This window comes from Aquibium pacificum, assembly GCF_040839445.1.
Classification (GTDB): Bacteria; Pseudomonadota; Alphaproteobacteria; order Rhizobiales; family Rhizobiaceae; genus Aquibium; species Aquibium pacificus.
This window is the reverse complement of record NZ_JBDPGJ010000004.1, coordinates 303,403-322,334: the sequence shown is the minus strand read 5'-3', so window position 1 is coordinate 322,334 and position 18,932 is coordinate 303,403. Positions and strand designations below refer to the sequence as shown.

At 64.8% G+C, this 18,932-nt stretch carries 16 protein-coding genes; 5 read left to right on the top strand and 11 right to left on the bottom strand.

Features of this window, described 5'->3' with window-relative positions:
- The first annotated feature begins 95 nt into the window (after window positions 1-95).
- From ABGN05_RS18040 to fahA, 4 genes are all read left to right on the top strand, one after another.
- Window positions 96-1,208: an AI-2E family transporter gene (locus ABGN05_RS18040; protein WP_367955433.1), complete on the top strand. Its 1,113-nt coding sequence runs from the start codon at window positions 96-98 to the stop codon at window positions 1,206-1,208.
- A 92-nt stretch (window positions 1,209-1,300) separates the two neighbouring features.
- Entirely contained in the window at window positions 1,301-2,140 is an 840-nt protein-coding gene (locus ABGN05_RS18035; RefSeq protein WP_367955432.1) for an arylamine N-acetyltransferase family protein, read from the top strand.
- Window positions 2,097-2,420 carry a hypothetical protein gene (locus ABGN05_RS18030; protein WP_367955431.1) on the top strand — a complete coding sequence of 108 codons (324 nt, stop codon included), beginning with the start codon at window positions 2,097-2,099 and terminating at the stop codon, window positions 2,418-2,420. Before ABGN05_RS18035 ends, ABGN05_RS18030 begins: the two co-directional genes overlap by 44 nt.
- The gene (gene fahA / locus ABGN05_RS18025; protein WP_367955430.1) at window positions 2,392-3,723 is read left to right on the top strand and encodes a fumarylacetoacetase; all 1,332 of its coding nucleotides are present in this window, start codon (window positions 2,392-2,394) and stop codon (window positions 3,721-3,723) included. The genes ABGN05_RS18030 and fahA overlap by 29 nt, the downstream gene beginning before the upstream one ends.
- Window positions 3,724-3,882: 159 nt before the next feature.
- On the opposite strand, the gene ABGN05_RS18020 is transcribed toward fahA, so the two are convergent.
- A complete protein-coding gene (locus ABGN05_RS18020) occupies window positions 3,883-6,279 on the bottom strand; it encodes a thiamine pyrophosphate-binding protein (protein ID WP_367955429.1) in 2,397 nt (798 codons plus the stop codon).
- A 127-nt stretch (window positions 6,280-6,406) separates the two neighbouring features.
- On the opposite strand from ABGN05_RS18020, the gene ABGN05_RS18015 reads away from it, so the two are divergent.
- The gene (locus ABGN05_RS18015; RefSeq protein WP_367955428.1) at window positions 6,407-6,877 is read left to right on the top strand and encodes an Lrp/AsnC family transcriptional regulator; all 471 of its coding nucleotides are present in this window, start codon (window positions 6,407-6,409) and stop codon (window positions 6,875-6,877) included.
- A 94-nt stretch (window positions 6,878-6,971) separates the two neighbouring features.
- Here ABGN05_RS18015 and ABGN05_RS18010 read toward each other — a convergent pair whose 3' ends face one another.
- The 10 genes from ABGN05_RS18010 to ABGN05_RS17965 form a co-directional block, all read right to left on the bottom strand.
- Entirely contained in the window at window positions 6,972-8,477 is a 1,506-nt protein-coding gene (locus ABGN05_RS18010; protein WP_367955427.1) for a sugar ABC transporter ATP-binding protein, read from the bottom strand.
- Window positions 8,474-9,475, bottom strand: coding sequence for an SMP-30/gluconolactonase/LRE family protein (locus tag ABGN05_RS18005; RefSeq protein WP_367955426.1), 1,002 nt, complete (start codon window positions 9,473-9,475; stop codon window positions 8,474-8,476). The genes ABGN05_RS18010 and ABGN05_RS18005 overlap by 4 nt, the downstream gene beginning before the upstream one ends.
- Window positions 9,476-9,513: 38 nt before the next feature.
- On the bottom strand, window positions 9,514-11,646 hold the full coding sequence (locus tag ABGN05_RS18000) for an ABC transporter permease (RefSeq protein ID WP_367955425.1): 2,133 nt from the start codon (window positions 11,644-11,646) through the stop codon (window positions 9,514-9,516).
- A gap of 101 nt (window positions 11,647-11,747) precedes the next feature.
- Complete coding sequence (locus ABGN05_RS17995; RefSeq protein ID WP_367955424.1) at window positions 11,748-12,716, bottom strand: sugar ABC transporter substrate-binding protein; 969 nt, start codon at window positions 12,714-12,716, stop codon at window positions 11,748-11,750.
- Window positions 12,717-12,764: 48 nt separating this feature from the next.
- On the bottom strand, window positions 12,765-13,796 hold the full coding sequence (locus ABGN05_RS17990; protein WP_367955423.1) for an ABC transporter permease: 1,032 nt from the start codon (window positions 13,794-13,796) through the stop codon (window positions 12,765-12,767).
- Window positions 13,793-14,488, bottom strand: a complete 696-nt coding sequence (locus tag ABGN05_RS17985) for an ABC transporter ATP-binding protein (protein ID WP_367955422.1) — start codon at window positions 14,486-14,488, stop codon at window positions 13,793-13,795. Before ABGN05_RS17985 ends, ABGN05_RS17990 begins: the two co-directional genes overlap by 4 nt.
- A complete protein-coding gene (locus ABGN05_RS17980; protein ID WP_367955421.1) occupies window positions 14,488-15,240 on the bottom strand; it encodes an ABC transporter ATP-binding protein in 753 nt (250 codons plus the stop codon). Before ABGN05_RS17980 ends, ABGN05_RS17985 begins: the two co-directional genes overlap by 1 nt.
- Window positions 15,237-16,532: a branched-chain amino acid ABC transporter permease gene (locus tag ABGN05_RS17975; protein ID WP_367955420.1), complete on the bottom strand. Its 1,296-nt coding sequence runs from the start codon at window positions 16,530-16,532 to the stop codon at window positions 15,237-15,239. The genes ABGN05_RS17980 and ABGN05_RS17975 overlap by 4 nt, the downstream gene beginning before the upstream one ends.
- Window positions 16,529-17,479, bottom strand: coding sequence for a branched-chain amino acid ABC transporter permease (locus ABGN05_RS17970; protein WP_367955419.1), 951 nt, complete (start codon window positions 17,477-17,479; stop codon window positions 16,529-16,531). The genes ABGN05_RS17975 and ABGN05_RS17970 overlap by 4 nt, the downstream gene beginning before the upstream one ends.
- A gap of 100 nt (window positions 17,480-17,579) precedes the next feature.
- Entirely contained in the window at window positions 17,580-18,827 is a 1,248-nt protein-coding gene (locus ABGN05_RS17965) for a branched-chain amino acid ABC transporter substrate-binding protein (RefSeq protein ID WP_367955418.1), read from the bottom strand.
- Between the last annotated feature and the right edge of the window lie 105 nt (window positions 18,828-18,932).

The window sequence follows — 18,932 nt, the reverse complement described above, 5'->3', positions numbered from 1 at the left end:
GTGCCGCGTCGAGGCATTTGCGCGGCTGGCGGAACGGAACCGCCTCTGGCACATTCTCCATCTTCCGCGCCAGCAAGCGGCGGATCGGGAGGACCATGGCGGACATCGAAAAGAACGAGGACGACACGTCGTCCGTCGACCTGGTCCTGCGAAGGCGCATCTTTCGCCTCCTTCTCGGCATCTTCCTTATCCTGTTCGTCTATGCGCTCTATTTCGCCAAGGATTTCTTCCTCCCGGTGGTGCTCGCATTCATGTTGGCGCTTACACTCTCGCCTATCGTGCGCGTGCTTTCATGGCGGGGCATTCCTGCCCCTCTTTCCGCGACGCTCCTCGTGCTGGTCTCGTTCAGCGGTCTCGGCATCATGGGTTTCCTGCTGAGCGGGCCGGTCATCGACCTCGTCAACGACGCACCGAAGATCGGGTGGGAGTTGCGCGAGCGGCTGTCGGAAATCCGCGGACCGCTCACCCGCTTCATGAAGGCGTCCGAGGAGATCGAGAACGTCACCGAGGGCAACAACGAGCCGGACGTGCAGAAGGTCGTGATCGCTCAGCCGGGCATCGTCTCGCGTGCGGCGGGCAATCTCCTTTCGATCGGCACAACGGTCGCCGTAACGCTGGTGCTTTCCCTGTTCCTGCTCGCCTCCGGCAGCTTCTTCTACGAGAAGATCGTGCAGTCATTCGACCTGATGAGCGACAAGAAGCGGGCGCTGAGGATCGTATACGACGTCGAGCGGGAGATTTCGCGCTACCTCCTGACGGTCGCGATCATCAACAGCGGCCTGGGCGTGGCCGTCGGGCTCTGCTGCTGGGCGGTCGGCCTGCCGACGCCCTTCGTCTGGGGCGTGGCCGCGGCACTCCTGAACTTTCTCCCCTATGTGGGAAGCCTGATCGGAATCGTGCTCGTAGGCATCATCTCCCTGGTAACCTTCGACACCCTGGCAATGTCAATGGTCGCGCCGCTGCTCTACTTTACGTGTACCGCTATTGAAGGCCAGTTCGTAACGCCTCTGGTGGTCGGCCGCCGGCTCGAGATCAACGCGGTGGCGATCTTCATCGCGATCGCCTTCTGGTCCTGGTTGTGGGGCTTCGCCGGTGCGCTCCTCGCCGTTCCCATCCTGGTCATCGTCAAGGTCTTCTGCGATCACTTCGAAGCGTTGCGCAATGTTGGCAATTTTCTCGGCGCGCAGCACAACCACGAAGCCGAGTGACCGTCCGGCATCCCCCAGGTTTATCCGCATCGCGTCGGCTTGCCTTCCTCCGCATGCCCCACTAGAGGCATTGTCGGGACGCGGGAGGCGCAATGGCCGGTACGGCTTCAGAAATCGATCTCGACGCCTACTGCGAGCGGATCGGCTATCGCGGCCCGCGCGTGGCGACCCTGCCCGTGCTGCGCGAGCTTCAGCGCCTGCATCCGCAGGCGATCGCCTTCGAGAACGTTGATCCGTTCCTCGGCCGCCCCGTCCGGCTCGACCTCCCGTCGCTGGAGGACAAGCTGGTGCGGTCGCGCCGCGGCGGCTACTGCTTCGAGCAGAACATGCTCTTCTGGAAAGTGCTTTCCGGGCTCGGCTTCCAGGTATCGGGGCTCGCGGCACGGGTGCTGTGGAATTATCCCGAGGGCGCCGTCAACCCGCGCAGCCACATGCTCCTGCGCGTCGAACTCGAAGGCGCGACCTGGCTGGCGGATGTCGGCTTCGGCGGCCTGACCCAGACCGCACCCTTGCGGCTCGGGACCGGTGCGGCGCAGGAAACCCCGCACGAGGCCTATCGAATCGTCGAAGAGGGAGATCATTGGCGCCTCCAGGCCGAGATCGGCGGCGAATGGCGGTCCATCTTCCGGTTCGACATGGTCGAACATCTCGAGGTCGACTATGCCGCCACGAACTACTTCCTCTCCGCCAATCCTGCCTCGCACTTCGTCACGGGGCTCCTCGCCGCGCGGGCGCTGCCCGGCCGCCGGCTGAGCATGCGAAACGATCGCCTCACGATCCACGAGGCCGGCAAACTGAGCCGGCAGAAGCATTTCGACTCCGGCGGGCAGTTGCGTGCAAGTCTCGCGGCCGAGTTCGGCATCGACGTGCCGGAGCCGGAACGTTTCGATGAGCGGTTCCGCGCGCTGGGCTTCGGCGAGAGCCGCGGTTGACCTCGGCGCAGGCTATCGCGACCGGTTCGGCGGTCTTGGCGGGCCCGGGCGGGAGTTGGTCAGCCAGATCACGCTTTCCGACCAGATCATCTACACGCCGATCAACCAGATGATCATGCCATCGCTATCAGTATCTCAATCAGCCGATCAGAGGGTCATCATGATCATCGGATCATCCATTCCACGCAGTGATGCGACCGGCGGTACGGCAGGTGCGAGCTCGCCTGCGGGAGCATCCGAGGGAGACGAGAATGACGAACGAACTAGACAGGACGCATGATGCCGCGGCGCGATGCTGGGTCACCGCGGCAAATGCGCAGACAACCCCGTTTCCGATACAGAACCTCCCGTTCGGCCGCATCGAGCATCCCAGACTTGGCAGGGGAGCGCGGGTCGTGGTCGCGATAGGCGACCGGGCGCTCGACGTCGCGGCGGCGGCGCAGGCCTGCGGATTCACGGGCCTGGCCGGGGAAGCGGCCGCGGCATGTTCCGACGGCGATCTCAACGCCCTGATAGCGCTTTCGCCTGCCCATGCGACCGTGTTGCGCCATGCGCTCTTCGACTCGCTGCACGAATCGACCCCCGCAGACGACCGCGCGCCAGAATCCGCACTGGTTCCCATATCTGAGGCGCAGCTCCTCCTGCCGATGGCGATCGGCGACTACACGGACTTTTTCTGTTCGATGCACCACGCGATGAACGCGAGCCGCATCTTCAAGGGGCCGGAGACCTTGCGCCCGAACTTCCACTACCTTCCCATCGGCTATCACGGGCGGGCGTCCTCCGTCGTCGTTTCGGGAACGGACATACGCCGGCCCATGGGAGAGTTGCCGCCCCTTGGCGACGCACCGCCACCATACGCGCCGTGCGCCATGCTCGATTATGAGGTCGAACTGGGCATCGTCGTTCGGGGCGGTAACACGCTGGGCGAGACCATCCCAATCGACCGGGCCGAGGATGCGATCTTCGGCGCCTGCCTGCAGAACGACTGGTCAGCGCGCGACATCCAGCGCTGGGAGAGCATGCCGCTCGGACCGTTCCTTTCCAAAAGTTTCGCCACCTCGATCTCGCCCTGGATCGTCACGGTCGATGCCCTGCGTCCCTTCCGTGTGCGCCAGAAACCCCGAGGCGAGGACATCCCGCAGCCTCCACTCCACCTGAGGCTCGAGGACGACACGACCTGGTCGATTGACATCGACTGCGCCATCGAGACCGCAACAATGCGCGCTGCAGGGAGTATTCCGCAGCGGATCAGCACGTCCCGCCTCGTCGACATGCACTGGTCGCCAAAGCAGATGGTCACTCACCATGCGAGCAATGGATGCAACCTGCGACCGGGCGACCTGATGGGCAGCGGCACGATCTCCGGCATCGAAAAGGACAGCTGGGGCTGCCTCCTCGAAAGGACGCATGACGGGCATGAGCCGATCGCAGTCGGCTCCGAGCAGCGCGGCTACCTGGCGGACGGCGACCGCGTCGTCATGTCGGGACGATGCAATGTGCCCGGGGCGCGGGCGATCGGCTTCGGCTCCTGCGAGGGAACGATCCTGCCAGCAACCGGCCAAGCGCCGCGACTGCAGTAAAAGCCCACGCATCCTTCCCGGCGGCGCGGGAGAGAACGTCGCCGGTCTGGAACGACGATGGAAGGTACTTCCCGTCTCCGGACGGCCCGATGACGCGGGGCATCCGGTTGCCGGGCTGCGTCTTCCTACAAGTTCTCGGGCCGGGGCGACGCTCGCGCTTCAGGCCATCCGCAACTGTCTGATGGGTTTTCCCGGCGACATCGCCTGCGCCGCCCGGGCGATGGCGTCGGCATCGATGCCATGATGGGCATAGAGGTCGGAGATCGTTCCGGTCTGGCCGAAATGCTCCACCCCCAACGATCGCGTGCGATGGCCGTGAACCGAGCCGAGCCAGCCGAGCGCCAGCGGGTGGGCGTCGGTAACGGTGATCAACGCACAATGCGAGGGAAGCGGCGCGAGCAGGCGCTCGATGTGGCTTCGCGCATGCACGAGCCCACGTTCGCGGGCGCGTTGAGCCGCGTTCCAGCCGGCGTTGAGCCGGTCCGCCGACGTGATCGCCAGCAGGCCGATGTCGCGACGGAACTCTCCCACCATGCCGACGGCCTGGATGGCTTCCGGCGCGACCGCGCCGGTGTAGGCGACGACGATCTGCGCGTTCGGCCCGGGTTCGCGCATCCAGTACGCCCCGTCGATGATCGAGCGTTCCAGATCGGCATCGATCTCGCGGTTCGGCTGCTCCAGCGGCCGTGTCGACAGCCGCAGATAGAGCGAGCCGCCGATCTCGTCGCGCATCCAGTTGCGCTCGTCCGGCGCGCCTTCGCCACTGCGCTGCATATAGTCGAAGCCGAAACGCATGATTGTCGCGAGTTCGTCGACGAAGGCCGGTTCAAACGCCGCCAGCCCGTCCTGCGCGATTCCGACCAGGGGTGTGCCGATCGACTGGTGCGCGCCACCCTCCGGGGCAAGCGTCACGCCCGAAGGCGTGGCGACGAGCATGAACCGGGCATCCTGGTAGCACGCGTAGTTGAGTTGGTCGGCGCCGCGGTAGATGAAGGGGTCATAGACCGTGCCGATCGGCAACAGTCGCTCCCCATTGATGCAGTGGGACAGGCCCAGCGCCGACAGGTTGAGGAACAGGTTCGATTCGGCGATCCCCAGTTCGATGTGCTGTCCCTTGGGCGAATACTCCCATTGATAGGTGGACGGGATACGCTCGGCCCTGAAGGTGTCGGCCAGTTCTTCCCGTGCAAAAAGGCCCTTGCGATTGACCCAGGGGCCGAGATTGGTCGAGACGGTGACGTCCGGGGCAGTCGTGACGATGCGGCGGGAGAGTTCCGTCTCCGTCCGCGCGATCTCGTTCAGGATCTGGCCGAACCCCATCTGGGTGGAGAGAGACTTTCCCTTCGATGCGGGAAACTCCAGCCTGTCTGGAACGCCGACAACAGGCGCGGACAGACGACGGGTGCCGGCGGCAAAGAAGGGGGCTTGCGCAATGGCTTCGCGCAACTCTTTGACCGGGAGCCTCGCCCCTTCCCACGGTTCCCATTCATGGCCCTCGCGCACGCCCATCGCGTCGCGGAACGTCGTCATCTGGGCGGGCGTCAGGAGACCGGCGTGATTGTCCTTGTGGCCGGCGAGCGGCAGGCCGTGGCCCTTGATCGTATAGCAGATGAACAGGGTGGGGCGATCATGGCTCTTCGCCCCTTCGAAGGCTTCGAGCAGCGCATCGATGTCGTGGCCGCCGAGGTTGCCCATCAGCTCGGCGAGTTCCTCGTCGCTGCGGCCGTCGATCAGTCTCGTGACGTCACCCTGATCGCCGATCTCGTCGGTCAGGCGCTTGCGCCATGCGGCGCCGCCCTGGAAGGTGAGCGCCGAATAGAGCTGGTTCGGGCAGGTGTCGATCCACTGCTTGAGCCGGTCGCCGCCGGGTTCGGCGAAGGCCGCCTCCTGCAGGCGACCATGCTTGACGATGACGACGTCCCAGCCGAAATCCAAAAATATTTGCTCGAATTTCTCCCACAGCCCCTCGCGAACGACGGCGTCGAGGGACTGGCGATTGTAGTCGACGATCCACCAGCAGTTCCTGAGACCGTGCTTCCACCCTTCGATCAACGCCTCGTAGATGTTTCCCTCGTCCATCTCGGCGTCGCCGATCAGCGCGACCATGCGCCCGTCCGGCCGGTCCGGCATCCAGCCATGCGCCTTGACGTAGTCCTGCACCAGCGAGGAAAACAGCGTCTGCGCCACGCCGAGACCGACGGAACCGGTGGAGAAATCCACATCGTCGGTGTCTTTGGTGCGCGAGGGATAGCTCTGCGCACCCTTGAAACCACGGAAGTTCCTCAGGTTTTCGAGGCTCTGGTTGCCGGCGAGATACTGAATGGCATGAAACATCGGCGAGGCGTGCGGCTTGACCGCCACGCGGTCCTCCGGTCTGAGGACGTGGAAGTAGAGCGCCGCCATGACGGCAGCCAGGGAGGCAGAGGACGCCTGGTGGCCGCCGACCTTCACCTCGTCGCTCGCTCGGATGTGGTTAGCGTGGTGGATCGTCCAGGTCGCCAGCCAAAGGGCCCTGCGCTCCAACTCCTTCAGCCGGTCCGTTGCGGCGGTATTCATGTCGTTGCTCCGATGCCTCCCCGCGCGTTGTCGGCAACACAATATCGATGGTTCCCGGCCGTTTCCTTGCAAATTGAAACCCGTTTCCGGTAATCTTTGGCCGAATCGGGCACAGGGGGCGAATTTCTTGGCTGAAGCCGTCAAGCATGACGAGATCGATCGCGCCATCCTGCGGGAACTTCAGGCGGATGGGCGCATCTCCGTACAGGAACTGAGCCAGCGGGTTGGCCTCAGTCCGTCTCCGTGCGCGCGACGCATCCGCATGCTTGAAGAAGACGGCATCATTACCGGCTATCACGCCCTGATCGACGAGGCGAAGGCCGGCTTTGCGTTTTCCGTCTTCGTTTCGGTCAAGCTCGACCGCCAGGTGGACGACACGCTGCAGGAATTCGAAACCGCCGTCCGCGCCTATCCGGAAGTGGTCGACTGCTGGCTGATGACGGGCAACCGGGACTACCTGTTGCGCGTGGCGGTCCGCGACATCGCCGAGTTCGAGCGTTTCCTCACCGGCAAGCTCACCCGCGTTCCCGCCGTCGCTTCCATCGAGTCCTCCATCCCCCTCAGGCGTGTGAAGTCGGGAATCTCCCGGTCCCGCTAGATTGTGCAGGCGTCTCGAACCTTCCGAGGTCGACAGGCGTCCAACACGCGCGCCGAAAAATCGGCCACGAACAGGACGTGCTGAAGCGCGCCCCTCAGTGGACCGCCGCGTGGAGGATGCGTTCGGCGGTGGCTTCCGAGCGTGAGAACTCGGCGGCGATGGTGCCGGACTTCGCCACGAGGATACGGTCCGACAGGTCGAGGATCTCCGGAAGGTAGGACGAGATCAGAATGACGCCTGCCCCGGTGTCGGCGATATCGCGGATGATCTTCCTTATCTCGGAGATCGCGCCGACATCGACGCCGCGCGTCGGCTCGTCGAAGATGACCAGCCTCGGCTGCTGCGCCAGCGACTTGGCGATGACCACCTTTTGCTGGTTGCCGCCCGACAGATGCAGGACCGGCTGCCCAGCGCCGATCCCCCGGATAGACAGCCGCTCCTCCCACTCGCGCGCGATCTGCCGCATGCGGGCGAATGGAGCGAGGACGGTGTGCCGGCCGAATTTTGCCAGCCAGCCGAGCCCGATATTGTCGGTCACGCTCAGCGTCTCGAAGAAGCCATCGAGCTTGCGGTCCTCGCTGACATAGGCGATGCCGTCCGCCACCGCATGGGCGGGGATCGAGTAGCGCACCTCCTTGCCGTCGAGCCAGATGCGGCCGCCGCCGAAATTGCGCTTGGTGTGACCCATGATGACCTTGGCGACGTCGCTGCGCCCGGAACCGATCAGGCCGGCGATGCCGGTGATCTCGCCGGGGAAGATCGAGAACGACATGTTGTTGACCATGGAGCCCATGCGGATGTTCTCGACCCGCAGCACGGGCAGCGCCGACCGCGCGGAGCGCGCCGTCGCCTGCGTCCCGTCCTGCTCCTGCAACTCCTCGCCGATCATGTGGCGGATCAGGCGGCCACGGTCGAAGTCGGACGCCGGTCCGGTGACCATCATGCGGCCATTGCGCAGCACGGAAATGCGGTCGGCGTGGGTCAGCGCCTCTTCCAGGGCATGCGAGATGAAGACGATGGCAACGCCGCTGCGCTGGAGGGATTTCATGAGATCGAAGAGGTGATCCGTCTCCTCCGGCGTCAGCGCGGCCGTCGGCTCGTCGAGCATGATGACGCGGGCCTCGTTCAGCACCGCGCGGGCGATCTCCACCATCTGCCGCTTGGCGGCCGAGAGCGAACCGGCCAGTTGCGAGGGATCGACTTTGAAGTTCAGCCGCTGGAGCACCTGCCGGGCGGCGTTGCGCACCTTGCGCACGGAGTTGAACACCTGTTCGCGGCCGAGCACGATGTTCTGGGCAACGGTCAATTGCGGGACCAGACTGGTCTCCTGGTAGACCATCGAGATGCCACGCGCGCTGGCGTCCTTGGGGGCGGAGAAGGCGACGGGTTCGCCGTCGACCCGCAGCACGCCCTCCGTCGGCGTCACGACGCCGGCAATCAGCTTGCAGAGCGTCGATTTGCCCGCACCGTTCTCGCCCACCAGGGCATGAATCTCGCCAGCGTAGAGCTCGAAATCGGCCTCGGCGAGGGCGGCGATACCACCATAGGTCTTGGTGGCCTTCTCGAGACTGACGACTGGGCGGCGTGGCTCGGTGTTCATGCCCGGCTCCCCAGATAGAGAATCTCACCGCTGCCCTTGCTGGCCGCGACCAGGTGGCCGTTCCAGACCGCCACGTCGCAAATGCCGTGGCGATGGCCGTTGGCGCGCGATTGCATGGATCCGACCGGCATCAGGCTCTCGTCCATCTCGATGACCAGTCCGTAGGAAAAGGAAGGCGCCCAGGGCTTCACCTCGCCGAAAAGCCGCGTCGCACCGAGTTCGATCGGAAAGTCGTGGCTGAATTCCGGCTTGATGCGCGGGCCGATCCAGTGGCGCGGTTCGACGTTTGCCTTCATCTTTTCCACGAAGGCCTGTTCGGTCTTGAGGAACTCGATCAGCGGATCGCGCCGCGACCAGCAGGCCAAGGCATAGCCGGTCGCAGTCCGCCGCAGGCGTCCGAGATAACCGGGGTAGCCAGCCTGCCGCACCTTTCCCGAAGCGTCGATGATCATCGCCTTTTCGAGCAGCGAAACCAGCGGTGCACCGTCCGGATCGAGGCAGACCCCCATCGGGCAATGCAGACCGGATGTCACGACACGCAACTCGCCGGAGCGGCTCAGCGAGAGCAGGCGGCCCCTCGCCTGCTCGTCCCAGGCCGCCAGTGCCAGAAGGTTTTCGCTCGACCGGTAGCCGCAATCGACCAGCAGCAGTTCGCCGGCCGGCGTGAATGCGCAATCGACGACGGAGGCCACCTGGCCCGCCGGCAGCGGCCAGCCCTCGACCGGAAGGCCATATCCGTCTAGGACCCACACCGCTCCGTCGGCAAGACCGACGGCAACGAAACCGCCGAAGCCTTGGCAAAGCGCGGTGACGGGAGCGTCAAAGCTCGCAAAGTGTTCGGGTTCGTCACCCCATGCCGCCAACGCCATCACGCGTTGGCCATCGCTGACGAGCAGCCGGCCATCCGCCGCGACGCACAGCGCGTCGGGCGCATCGACCTTCATGCCCCTCGCCTCGTCGAGCCTGCCGTTGGGGCCAAGCATCCCCTCCAGCGTCATCGACGGCGGCTCCTGGCGCCGGGAGCGGAAGAACGACATCATCCCGCAGCCCCCCAGTAGCTTTCCGGTCCCCGCCACGTCTCGTCCGCGCCTTCGAGCTTCAGGCGGCCGATCTTGTCGTTGGTGACGCCGCCGAGATAGAGCGATCCCTCGTGCTCGCGCATCGACGTGATCATGTAGAGCGGCCCGTCCGGCGCATCCCACAGTGCGTCGACGATCTTGCCCTTGCCGTCGATCTTCAGCACGCCGCCGATGTTGAGGTTGCCGAACAGCCAGTTGGTCGGCGGCACGCGTTTGGTCATACGGCGGCGCAGGCCGGGATGGCGCATGACCTCGTCGAAGACAGGATTGCGCATGCCCGCCAGCGCCACCCAGTATCCGCCGTCGGAGGCACGGTTGACGTTGTCGGGATAGCCGGGAAGGCCGCTCGCAAAGACGCGGGGTCCGTCAGACAGCCGCGCCAGATCGAAGATCAGGATCGAGCATTCCCAGGTGCTCGCCACCAGAAGGTGGCGGCCGTCGTGGGTGAGGCAGACGCCGTTGGGAAAACGGAGATTGTCGCAGACGGTGCGCGTCCGGCGTGTGGCCGGATCATAGGAGAGCAGGCGGCCGTTGGGCCTGCCTTCGAGAAGGTCGAGGCCCCAGTTCTCGATGTCGTAGCGCTTGGTCGCGTCGGTAAAGTAGATCGTGCCGTCGGGGGCGATGTCGAGGTCGTCGGCCATGCGGATGGTGGTGTCGTCCTGGACGCTGAACAGGCTGCGCTCGGTCTGGTCGGTCAGAAGCTCGATCTTGCCGTCCATGGTGACGCGCACCAGCCCCATGCCGGCGACGCACACGACGATGCGTCCCTCCCGATCGAAGGCGAGGCCGAGCGGACGCCCGCCGATCTTGGCGAGCACCTCGGCTTTCGCATGGTCGGGTGCCGCGATCCTGAAGAGGTAGCCGTCGCGGCTGCCGCAATAGATGTTGCCGGCGGCATCGAGGAGCACGTCCTCCGGTCCGTCGACCTGGCCCGCGACGAGGATTTGCGCCTGCTTCAGCTTCGGTGCGATCTCGTCGGGCATCAGCCCCTGCATGCCCTTCACCGCGCCGGTTTCGAATGCCGTCGGATCGAGGTAGGTAGAGGCCAGCAGGCGATGCCGGTTCTTGCGGAATTTCACGTCGATGGCGAGGATGACGAGGATGATCGCGCCCATCGAAAGCTGCACGAAATCGCCGCGGAAGCCGGCGTTCACCATCGCGTTGTTCAATATGTAGATCGTGGCGAAGCCGATGAGCACCGACACCACGGCGCCGCGGCCCGGGACGAAGCCTCCGAGGCCGACCACCAGAGCGGTCAGCGCGAAGAATTCCAGGCCGATGCCGGTGTCGGAGCCGACGCTGTTCTGCCGTGCGGCATAGAGGAACCCCGCCAGGCCCACGATGAGGCCGGCAAGGACATAGGCGAAGAAGATCGTCGACCTGACGCGGATGCCGCCGTGACGCGCCGCCTTGCGGTTACCGCCGACTGCAAGGACATGCCAACCGAAACGGGTCTGGCGAAAGACCACGAAGACGACCGCTGCGACTGCTACCAGCACCCAGAAGCCGACCGGGAAGGTCAGGACCTTTTCGAAGCCGACCCAGTCCCACAGGTCGTCCATCCGGGCGGAGGTGGAGATCTCGACCAGTTGCGCCTGCGAAGCGAGCGTGTAGAGCCCGCGCGTGGTGATCATCGTGCCCAGGGTGGTCAGAAGCGCGCCGCATCCGAGCAGGCCGGCAATGGTCCCGTTGACCACCCCGACGAGTGCGCCGGTGGCGAGCGTGGCCGCCAGCGCCGCTGGCACCGGGAGTTCGAGAATGTGGAAACAGAACAGCGCGACGAACGCCGACATGGCGAAGTTGGACCCCACCGACAGGTCGATGCCGCCGACCGCCACCACGATCAGCAATGCCAGAACGACCAGGCCGCCATCGGCCGCGTATTGAGCCAGGTTGCGGATGTTCGTGGACGAAAAGTAGTCTTCGGTCGTCGCCAGGATGCCGATCACCGCAAGAAGGAGCGCGACGAACGGGATGAGGCTCTCGACCCAGCCTTTCGACAGCACGTCGGAGACGATGCGGCGCGGCGAAAGGACCACGCGGGGCACATGCTGTCTAGGCAGGCTCGAAAAGTCGATGTCGGCGGCCATTGCGGGTTTCCGGGCGAGCCAGAGAAGCGGAACGGGCAAGGAAGCGGGGCTCCGGAGAGCCCCGCGACCAGGCCGCTATCGCGGTGGTGGGGTTGCGATCGTCACATCTTCCAGCAGAGAGACGAATCGTAATTCTCGCCGGCCTTGATGATCTTCAATGGCGATTCGGCGATCAGCATCGATCCGTCGGCCGCGGTGGCACCCTGAAGCAGGAGATCGATCATGGTGCCCGCGTCGCGGCCCTGGCCGTCCGCGTCGTAGCTCCAGATGCGGTCCTGGACTCCATCCTCGACCGCCTTGCAGGCGACGTCGTCGCCGCCGCCGGTCGAATAGACCAGCACGTCGTCGGCCTTGCCGGCGTCCTTGACCGCGTTGCCGGCGCCCATCGTGTGGACGTCCCAGTGACCGAAGATGGCGCAGAGGTCCGGATGCTGCTGCAGGACGGTCGCCGTGATCTGGCGCGCCTTCTCGGGCTCCCAGTCGGACGCCTGGTTGGACACGACCTGGATCTCCTTGTGCCCCTCGAACACCTTGAAGGCGGCCTCGTTCATGATGACGCTGTCGGCTGCGGTGAGCTGGCCGGGAACGATCGCGACCTTGCCCGATTTGCCGGAGCCTTCACCACATTCCTTGACGATGTCCTCGGCGATCTCGCGGCCGATCCGCTCCCAGTTCGCACCGACGAAGGCTGTGGACGGCTGGTTGGACTGCAGGTTGATCTGCAAGACCTTGATGCCTTCCGACTCGGCCTGCTTGATCTGGCGCGCCAGCAGCTGGACCGTGGGATTGTGCACCACCAGCACGTCGGGCTTGTCGCTGATGGCCTTGGCGACGAGTTCCGCCATGACGCTCGTGTTGAAGGCGGCATCCCTCACGTCGATCGAATAGCCGTGGATGTCCGCGTGCTCCCGCATGCGGCGAGCCCATCCTTCGGTGAGGGAAATGCCCATCGCGATCGGCACGAAGATCACCTTCTTGCCGGCCATGTCGCTTTCGGCCGCCATGGCGGAGTTCGTGGCGACGATGGCGCAGGAACCGACGAGAGCCCCCGCCACGGCTGTACGAAACATTCTTCCTAGACTGTCAAACATGCTTTCCTCCCTGGTTGCATGGCATCGTCAGAGATCGCCCACCGTGTCGGTCTCGGCATCTCTGGGATTCAGGTAATTGTCGGTGACGATCGCGGTGAGCAGGACCAGCCCCTTGAGCATGTCCTGCGTCTGCGTCGTGACGTTCATCAGCGTCATGCCGTTGCGCATGATCGCGATCAGCGCGACGCCGACTAAAATGTTGCGCACGCTGCCGCGCCCGCCGCGAAGCGGAATGCCGCCGAGGACCACCACGAGGATGACGTCGAAGAGCAGCGTCCCGTTGGTGACCGTGCGGAAATCGACCGCGCCGCTGGCCGCCGCCATGATCAGGCCGGCGACGAGCGCAGTCAGTCCGGCAAAGACGTAGACGACGACGAGGGTCGTGCGCACCGGCAGTCCGGCGAGGCGCGCCGCCTGGAAATTGTCGCCCATCGCATAGATGATCTTGCCGGCTGTGGAGCGGGCGAGCAGGAACCAGCTCGCGGCGAGCGTCGCGATCATCAGGACGACGGGCACGGACAGGCCGGGCAGGATGTCTCCCGCGAGGAATGCCACCGTCGGGTCCGATTTGGGCAACAGCAGAAGAAACTCGCCGCGCAAGATTGCGAAACGCAGCAGGCCGACCAGCAGCATGGCGGATGCCAGGGTCGCCAGCATTGCCGGTATCTCGACATAAGCGATCAGCCAGGCATTGAGGATGCCGATGACGATCATGGCGACGATGGCGACGAACAGGGCGGCGGGCGCCGGAACGCCGTTGGTGATCAGGATGCCGAAGATGGTGGCGCCGGCAATCATCTGGGCGATCAGCGACAGGTCGAGGCCGCGCGAGATGATGACCACCGCCATGCCGCAGCTGAGCACCGCCAGCGACGCGGAATTGGACAGGATGACGCGGAAGTTTCCCAAAGTCGCGAACCCGTCGATGGTCATCGCGAAGACGATGGCGAGCGCGAGCGTCACGATGGCGACGACGCGCTCGAGCATGTTCTTCCTGCCGGTGCCCTTTCCCAGACCCGGCATCGCGGTTCCCGTCCTGGCCATCACCCCGGCCTTCATACTTCGAGCCACTCCCGGCGGACGTCGCCCGCAGCCAGGAGATCGGCAGGCGTCCCCTCGAAGACGATGCGGCCGTGCCCCATGACATAGACCCTGTGCGAGATGCGCATCGCGATCACCAGACGCTGCTCGACCAGCAGGATAGAGATGCCGCGCCGGGCGATTTCCTGCAAGAGTTCGCCGACGCGCTCGACCATCTGCGGCGCCAGCCCTTCGGTCGGCTCGTCCACCATGATCAGGTCGGGATCTCCCATCAGGGTACGGCAGATGGTGAGCATCTGCTGCTCTCCACCCGAGAGCGCACCGCCCGGCGCATTGGCGCGTTCCTTCAACTGGGGGAACAGCCGCCAGGTCTCCTCGATGCTCCAGCGCCCGCCACTGCGCCCGCTCTTGATGCCGAGCAGCAGGTTCTGCTCGACCGTCAGGGCCGGGAAAATGGCGCGCTCCTCCGGCACGAAGCCGATGCCGAGATGCGCAATCTCGTGCGGCTTGCGACCGGCAACCGCCTTCCCCTTGAAGACGATCTCACCGCGCGGCTCGGGATTGCCCATGATCGCCTTGAGCGTGGTCGACCGCCCGACGCCGTTGCGCCCCAGGATCGAGACGATCTCGTTCTCGCCGACATCGAGGTCGACGCCTTGCAGGATATGGCTCTTGCCGTAGTAGGCATGGAGGTCGCGGACTTCGAGCATCACGCGACCTCCGTCCCGAGATAGGCCTGCTGCACCGCCTTGTTGGCCTTGATCCGTTCCGGCGTGTCGGAGGCGATCACCTCGCCATAGACAAGCACGGAGATGCGGTCGGCGAGATCGAAGACGACGCTCATGTCGTGCTCGATCATGACGAGCGTCCGGTTTTCGCTCACCTTGCGGATGAGGGAGACGACGCGCTCGGTCTCGACATGGCTCATCCCCGCCGTCGGTTCGTCAAGCAACAGGATGTCGGCATCGCCGGCGATCGTCAGGCCGATCTCCAGCGCGCGCTGTTCGGCGTATGTCAGCACACCGGCCGGCATGTTCCAGCGGTCCAGGAGGTTGATCTCCGTCAGGATCTCCTCCGTGCGCCGCGAGGCGTCCTCGAGCTTCTCGACGTTGCGCCAGAAGCAGTACTTGTAGCCCATCGCCCAAAGCGTCGCGCAGCGCACGTTTTCCCAAACGCTGAGCTGCGGAAAGACGTTGGTGACCTGGAAGCTGCGCGACAGGCCGCGGCGGTTGATCAGGTGCGGCGGCTGGCCGCCGATCTCTTCGCCGCGCAGCCGGATGCTGCCGGCACTCGGATGGTAGTGCCCGCTGACGAGATGGAAAAGCGTCGACTTGCCGGCGCCGTTTGGTCCGATGATGGCGTGGCGCTCGCCGGTCGGCACCGCGAGATCGACGCCCCGGATGATCTCGATCGAGCCGAAGCTCTTGCGCAGGCCGGAAAGTTCGAGCGCGGGCGTGGTCATCGGCCGTTCCCCCGCGCGGCTTCGACGGCGTCGCCATAGGCTTCCAGGGCCAGCCGGCCCGCTTTGAGGAACAGCCAGAGCCCCACGGCGAGCATCGCTACGGCAACCAGCCAAGGCAGTGGCGAACTGGCATCGAAGGGGACATAGAGAAAGCTCATCGCCGGGCCTTCCGGCGCATTGACGGTGAGCTGGTATGTCATCTCGATCAGCATCGACAGGCCGGTCAGGGCAAGCAGGCCCGGCAGCAGCGCCATGAGGTAGTGGGGCAGGACATTGTGCAGCCGGCCCGACACCAGCACGGGCCGTTGCCGCGCCACGAGGCCCGCGATCCCATCGGGCACGAACATGACGATGCCGATGAACAGGAGGCCGAAATAGAGCTGCCAGGCGCCGGTGACGTCGCTCAGCATCACCTGCAGATAGGTCACCAGGATGGCGCCGATGATCGGGCCGGCGAAATTGCCGACGCCGCCGATATAGGCCATGAGCACCACGGTGCCCGACTGGGCCGCGCCCATCGCCGAGGACGTCACGATCTCGAAATTCAGGGCCGCCAGCCCTCCGGCAACGCCGGCGAACAGGCCCGCCATCGAGAAAGAGAGGAAGCGCACGGTGGTGGTGTTGTAGCCGATGAAGGAGGCGCGGACGGGATTGTCGCGCACGGCGTTGCAGATGCGCCCGAACGGCGTGCGGGTCAGCGCGTACATCGCCGCCACCGACAGGAAAAGCCACGCGGCAATGAGGAAGTAGACCTGGATCTGCGGACCGAAAGAAATGCCGAACATCTGCAGGACCCGCGTGCGATCGACCGAGATGCCCTCCTCGCCGCCGAAGGCGGAGCGCAGGATGAGCGAACTCGAAGCCACCAGTTCGCCGATGCCGAGCGTGATCATGGCGAAGGCGGTGCCGGCCCGGCGCGTCGCCACGGCGCCGAAGATGACGCCGAAGAGAAGGCCTGTGAGACCGCCGATGATCGGGAAGACCTCGAGCGGAAGCGGCGCGCCGGTGACACGCACGATGTTCATGGCATGCGCGGTCAGAAAGCCGCCGAGACCGAAGAAGACGGCGTGGCCGAAGGAAAGCAGCCCCGTCTGGCCGAGCAGCATGTTGTACGAGAGGGAGAAGATGATCATGATGCCCATCAGGCACATGGTGCTGATCGCGAGCCCTGAGTTCAGGACATAGGGAAGGGCGACCAGGACGACGGCGAGTGCTATCCATACTCCATAGGTCGCGAGGAAGCTCCTGCGACGGGCGGACGGCAGCTCACTCGTTGTGTCGGAGGCAATCACGATTCGCGGTTCCCCATCAGTCCGCGCGGCCTGAAGATCAGGATCAGGACCAGCAGCAGGTAAGGCAGGATGGGCGCGATCTGCGCCACGGTGACCGACCAGATGTCGCTCAACCAGACAGACAGCGCGTCCGCCATCTGCGTGTCCCCGAGAATGTCGGCCAGCGACACGTTGACGGCGACCGCGAAGGTCTGGATCAGCCCGATCAGGAGGGATGCGACGAAAGCGCCCGACAGCGAGCCAAGCCCGCCCACGACGACGATGACGAAGAGGATGGGGCCCAGAGCCGCCGCCATGTTCGCCTGCGTGACCAGTGCGGGGCCCGCGATCACGCCGGCCACCGCCGCCAGCCCGGCGCCCACGCCGAAGACCAGCATGAAGACGCGTCCGACATTGTGGCCGAGCATGCCCACCATGTCGGGATGGCTGAGCGCCGCCTGCACGACGAGGCCGACGCGGGTTCGCTTCACGATCAGCAGCAGCACGGCGAAGATCGCGATCGAGATCGCCAGCATGAAGATCTTGAAGGCGGGATACTCCGTGGCAAACAGGGTGAAGGCCGGGAAATCGAGCGCTGGCGGGACCTTGTAGTCGACGGCCAGCTTGCCCCATACCATCTGCACCACCTCCTGTATGATGAAGGTCAGGCCGAAGGTGAACAGCAGCTCCGCCACATGGCCGTGCCGGTGTACCTGGCGAAGACCGTAGCGTTCGACCGCCATTCCGATGAGGCCGACGAGGACGGGCGCGATGACGAGGCCGGGAAAGAAGCCCACGTGGCGACTGATCTCGAAGCCGAAGAACGCACCGAGCATGTAGAAGCTGGCATGCGCGAAGTTCAGCACGCCCATCATCGAGAAGATGACGGTCAGGCCGCTTGCCATGAGAAAAAGGAGCATCCCGTAGAGGACGCCGTTCAACGTCGAAATGAAGACGATCTCGAGCATAAAGCTTCCCCCAGCCGACGCCGCTCGCCCCGGATGGGGCGAAGGGCGGAACTCAGGTGACGCCGGGGTTGCGCCCGGCGTCACCGTGGCCGTCTTCGGGCTATGGGCGTTCCATCTGGCAGGTGGTGGAAACGATGGTATCGTCCACCGGGATCGTCGCCGCCACTTTCCAGCCCCAGCCGGTCTTCTCTTCCTCGAACGGCTGGTTGGGGCCGAGCGAGCCGAGACCGGAGATGTACATCGTCTGGAAATACTGGTGGTCGTCGGCGCGCATGAAGCCTTCCTTGCCGTCGATGAAGTCGACGTACTTCATGCCCTCGAGCTTCGGCACGAACTTGACCGGATCGTCGGAGCCGGCTTCCTCGATGGCCTTGAACACCATGCCCATGGCATTGAACAGGCGCGGATAGTAGATCGGCGCGTCGGGATATTTCGCCATGTAGGCCTTCACCTCTTCCTGCATGGGCATGTAGTCGAGGTTGTTCACACCTTCGGTGATCTGGAAGACCTTGTCCTCGAGACCTGCCTGCTTGATGGCGGTCGGCGTGCCTGCGAGACCGGCGTAGAACGTATACCAGTTGATGTCGAGGCCAGCGTCACCGGCCGCCTTGATCAGCAGCTGCAGGTCGTTGCCCCAGTTGGCGGTGAACACGGAATCCGCGCCCGATGCCCTGATCTTTGCGATGTAGGGCGAGAAGTCGGTCACTTTCTGAAGCGGCACGAACTCCTTGCCCACGACCTCGATGCTGGACCCTTCGGCGCCGAGCTTGGCGGCTGCGGCCTCGGCCACCGAATGGCCGAACGAATAGTCCTGATTGATCAGGTAGACCTTCTTGATGGCCTCGTTGGCCTTCATGAAGTTGGTCATGGCCTCGACCTTGATGTTCACATTCGCGTCGAAGGCGAAGTGCCAATAGCTGCACTTGTCGTTGGTCAGCGACGGGTCGATGGCGGCATGGTTGATGTGGACCACTTCCTTGCCGGGATTGCGCGAGTTGAACTTGGTCACGAAATCCGACACCGCGGCGGCGACGGACGAGCCGTTACCCTGGATCACGATCCGCACGCCCTGGTCGACCGCCTTCTGGATCTGTACCAGGCTGACCTGCGGATCGAGCTTGTTGTCGTAAGGGATGATCTCGACCTGCTTGCCCATTACGCCGCCCTTGGCGTTCACCGCCTCGGCGATGTAATTGAGCTGGTTCATGCCGATCTGGCCGGCGGCCGCGCCCCCGCCCGAAAGCGGGTCGACGTAGCCGATCTTGAGCGTATCCTGAGCCATCGCCGACAGGGCGGTGGAAGCCAGGACGACGAGCGCGAACGCGCCCGATCCTACGAATTTCCTCATGATGTCTCCTCCGTTGCAACAGAACCGGGACATCCGGTTCCTCGACTGCGACCCGACCCGCAATTGCCGCGGTTCGCGCCGCCTCCTCCTGTACCGACCGCAGAG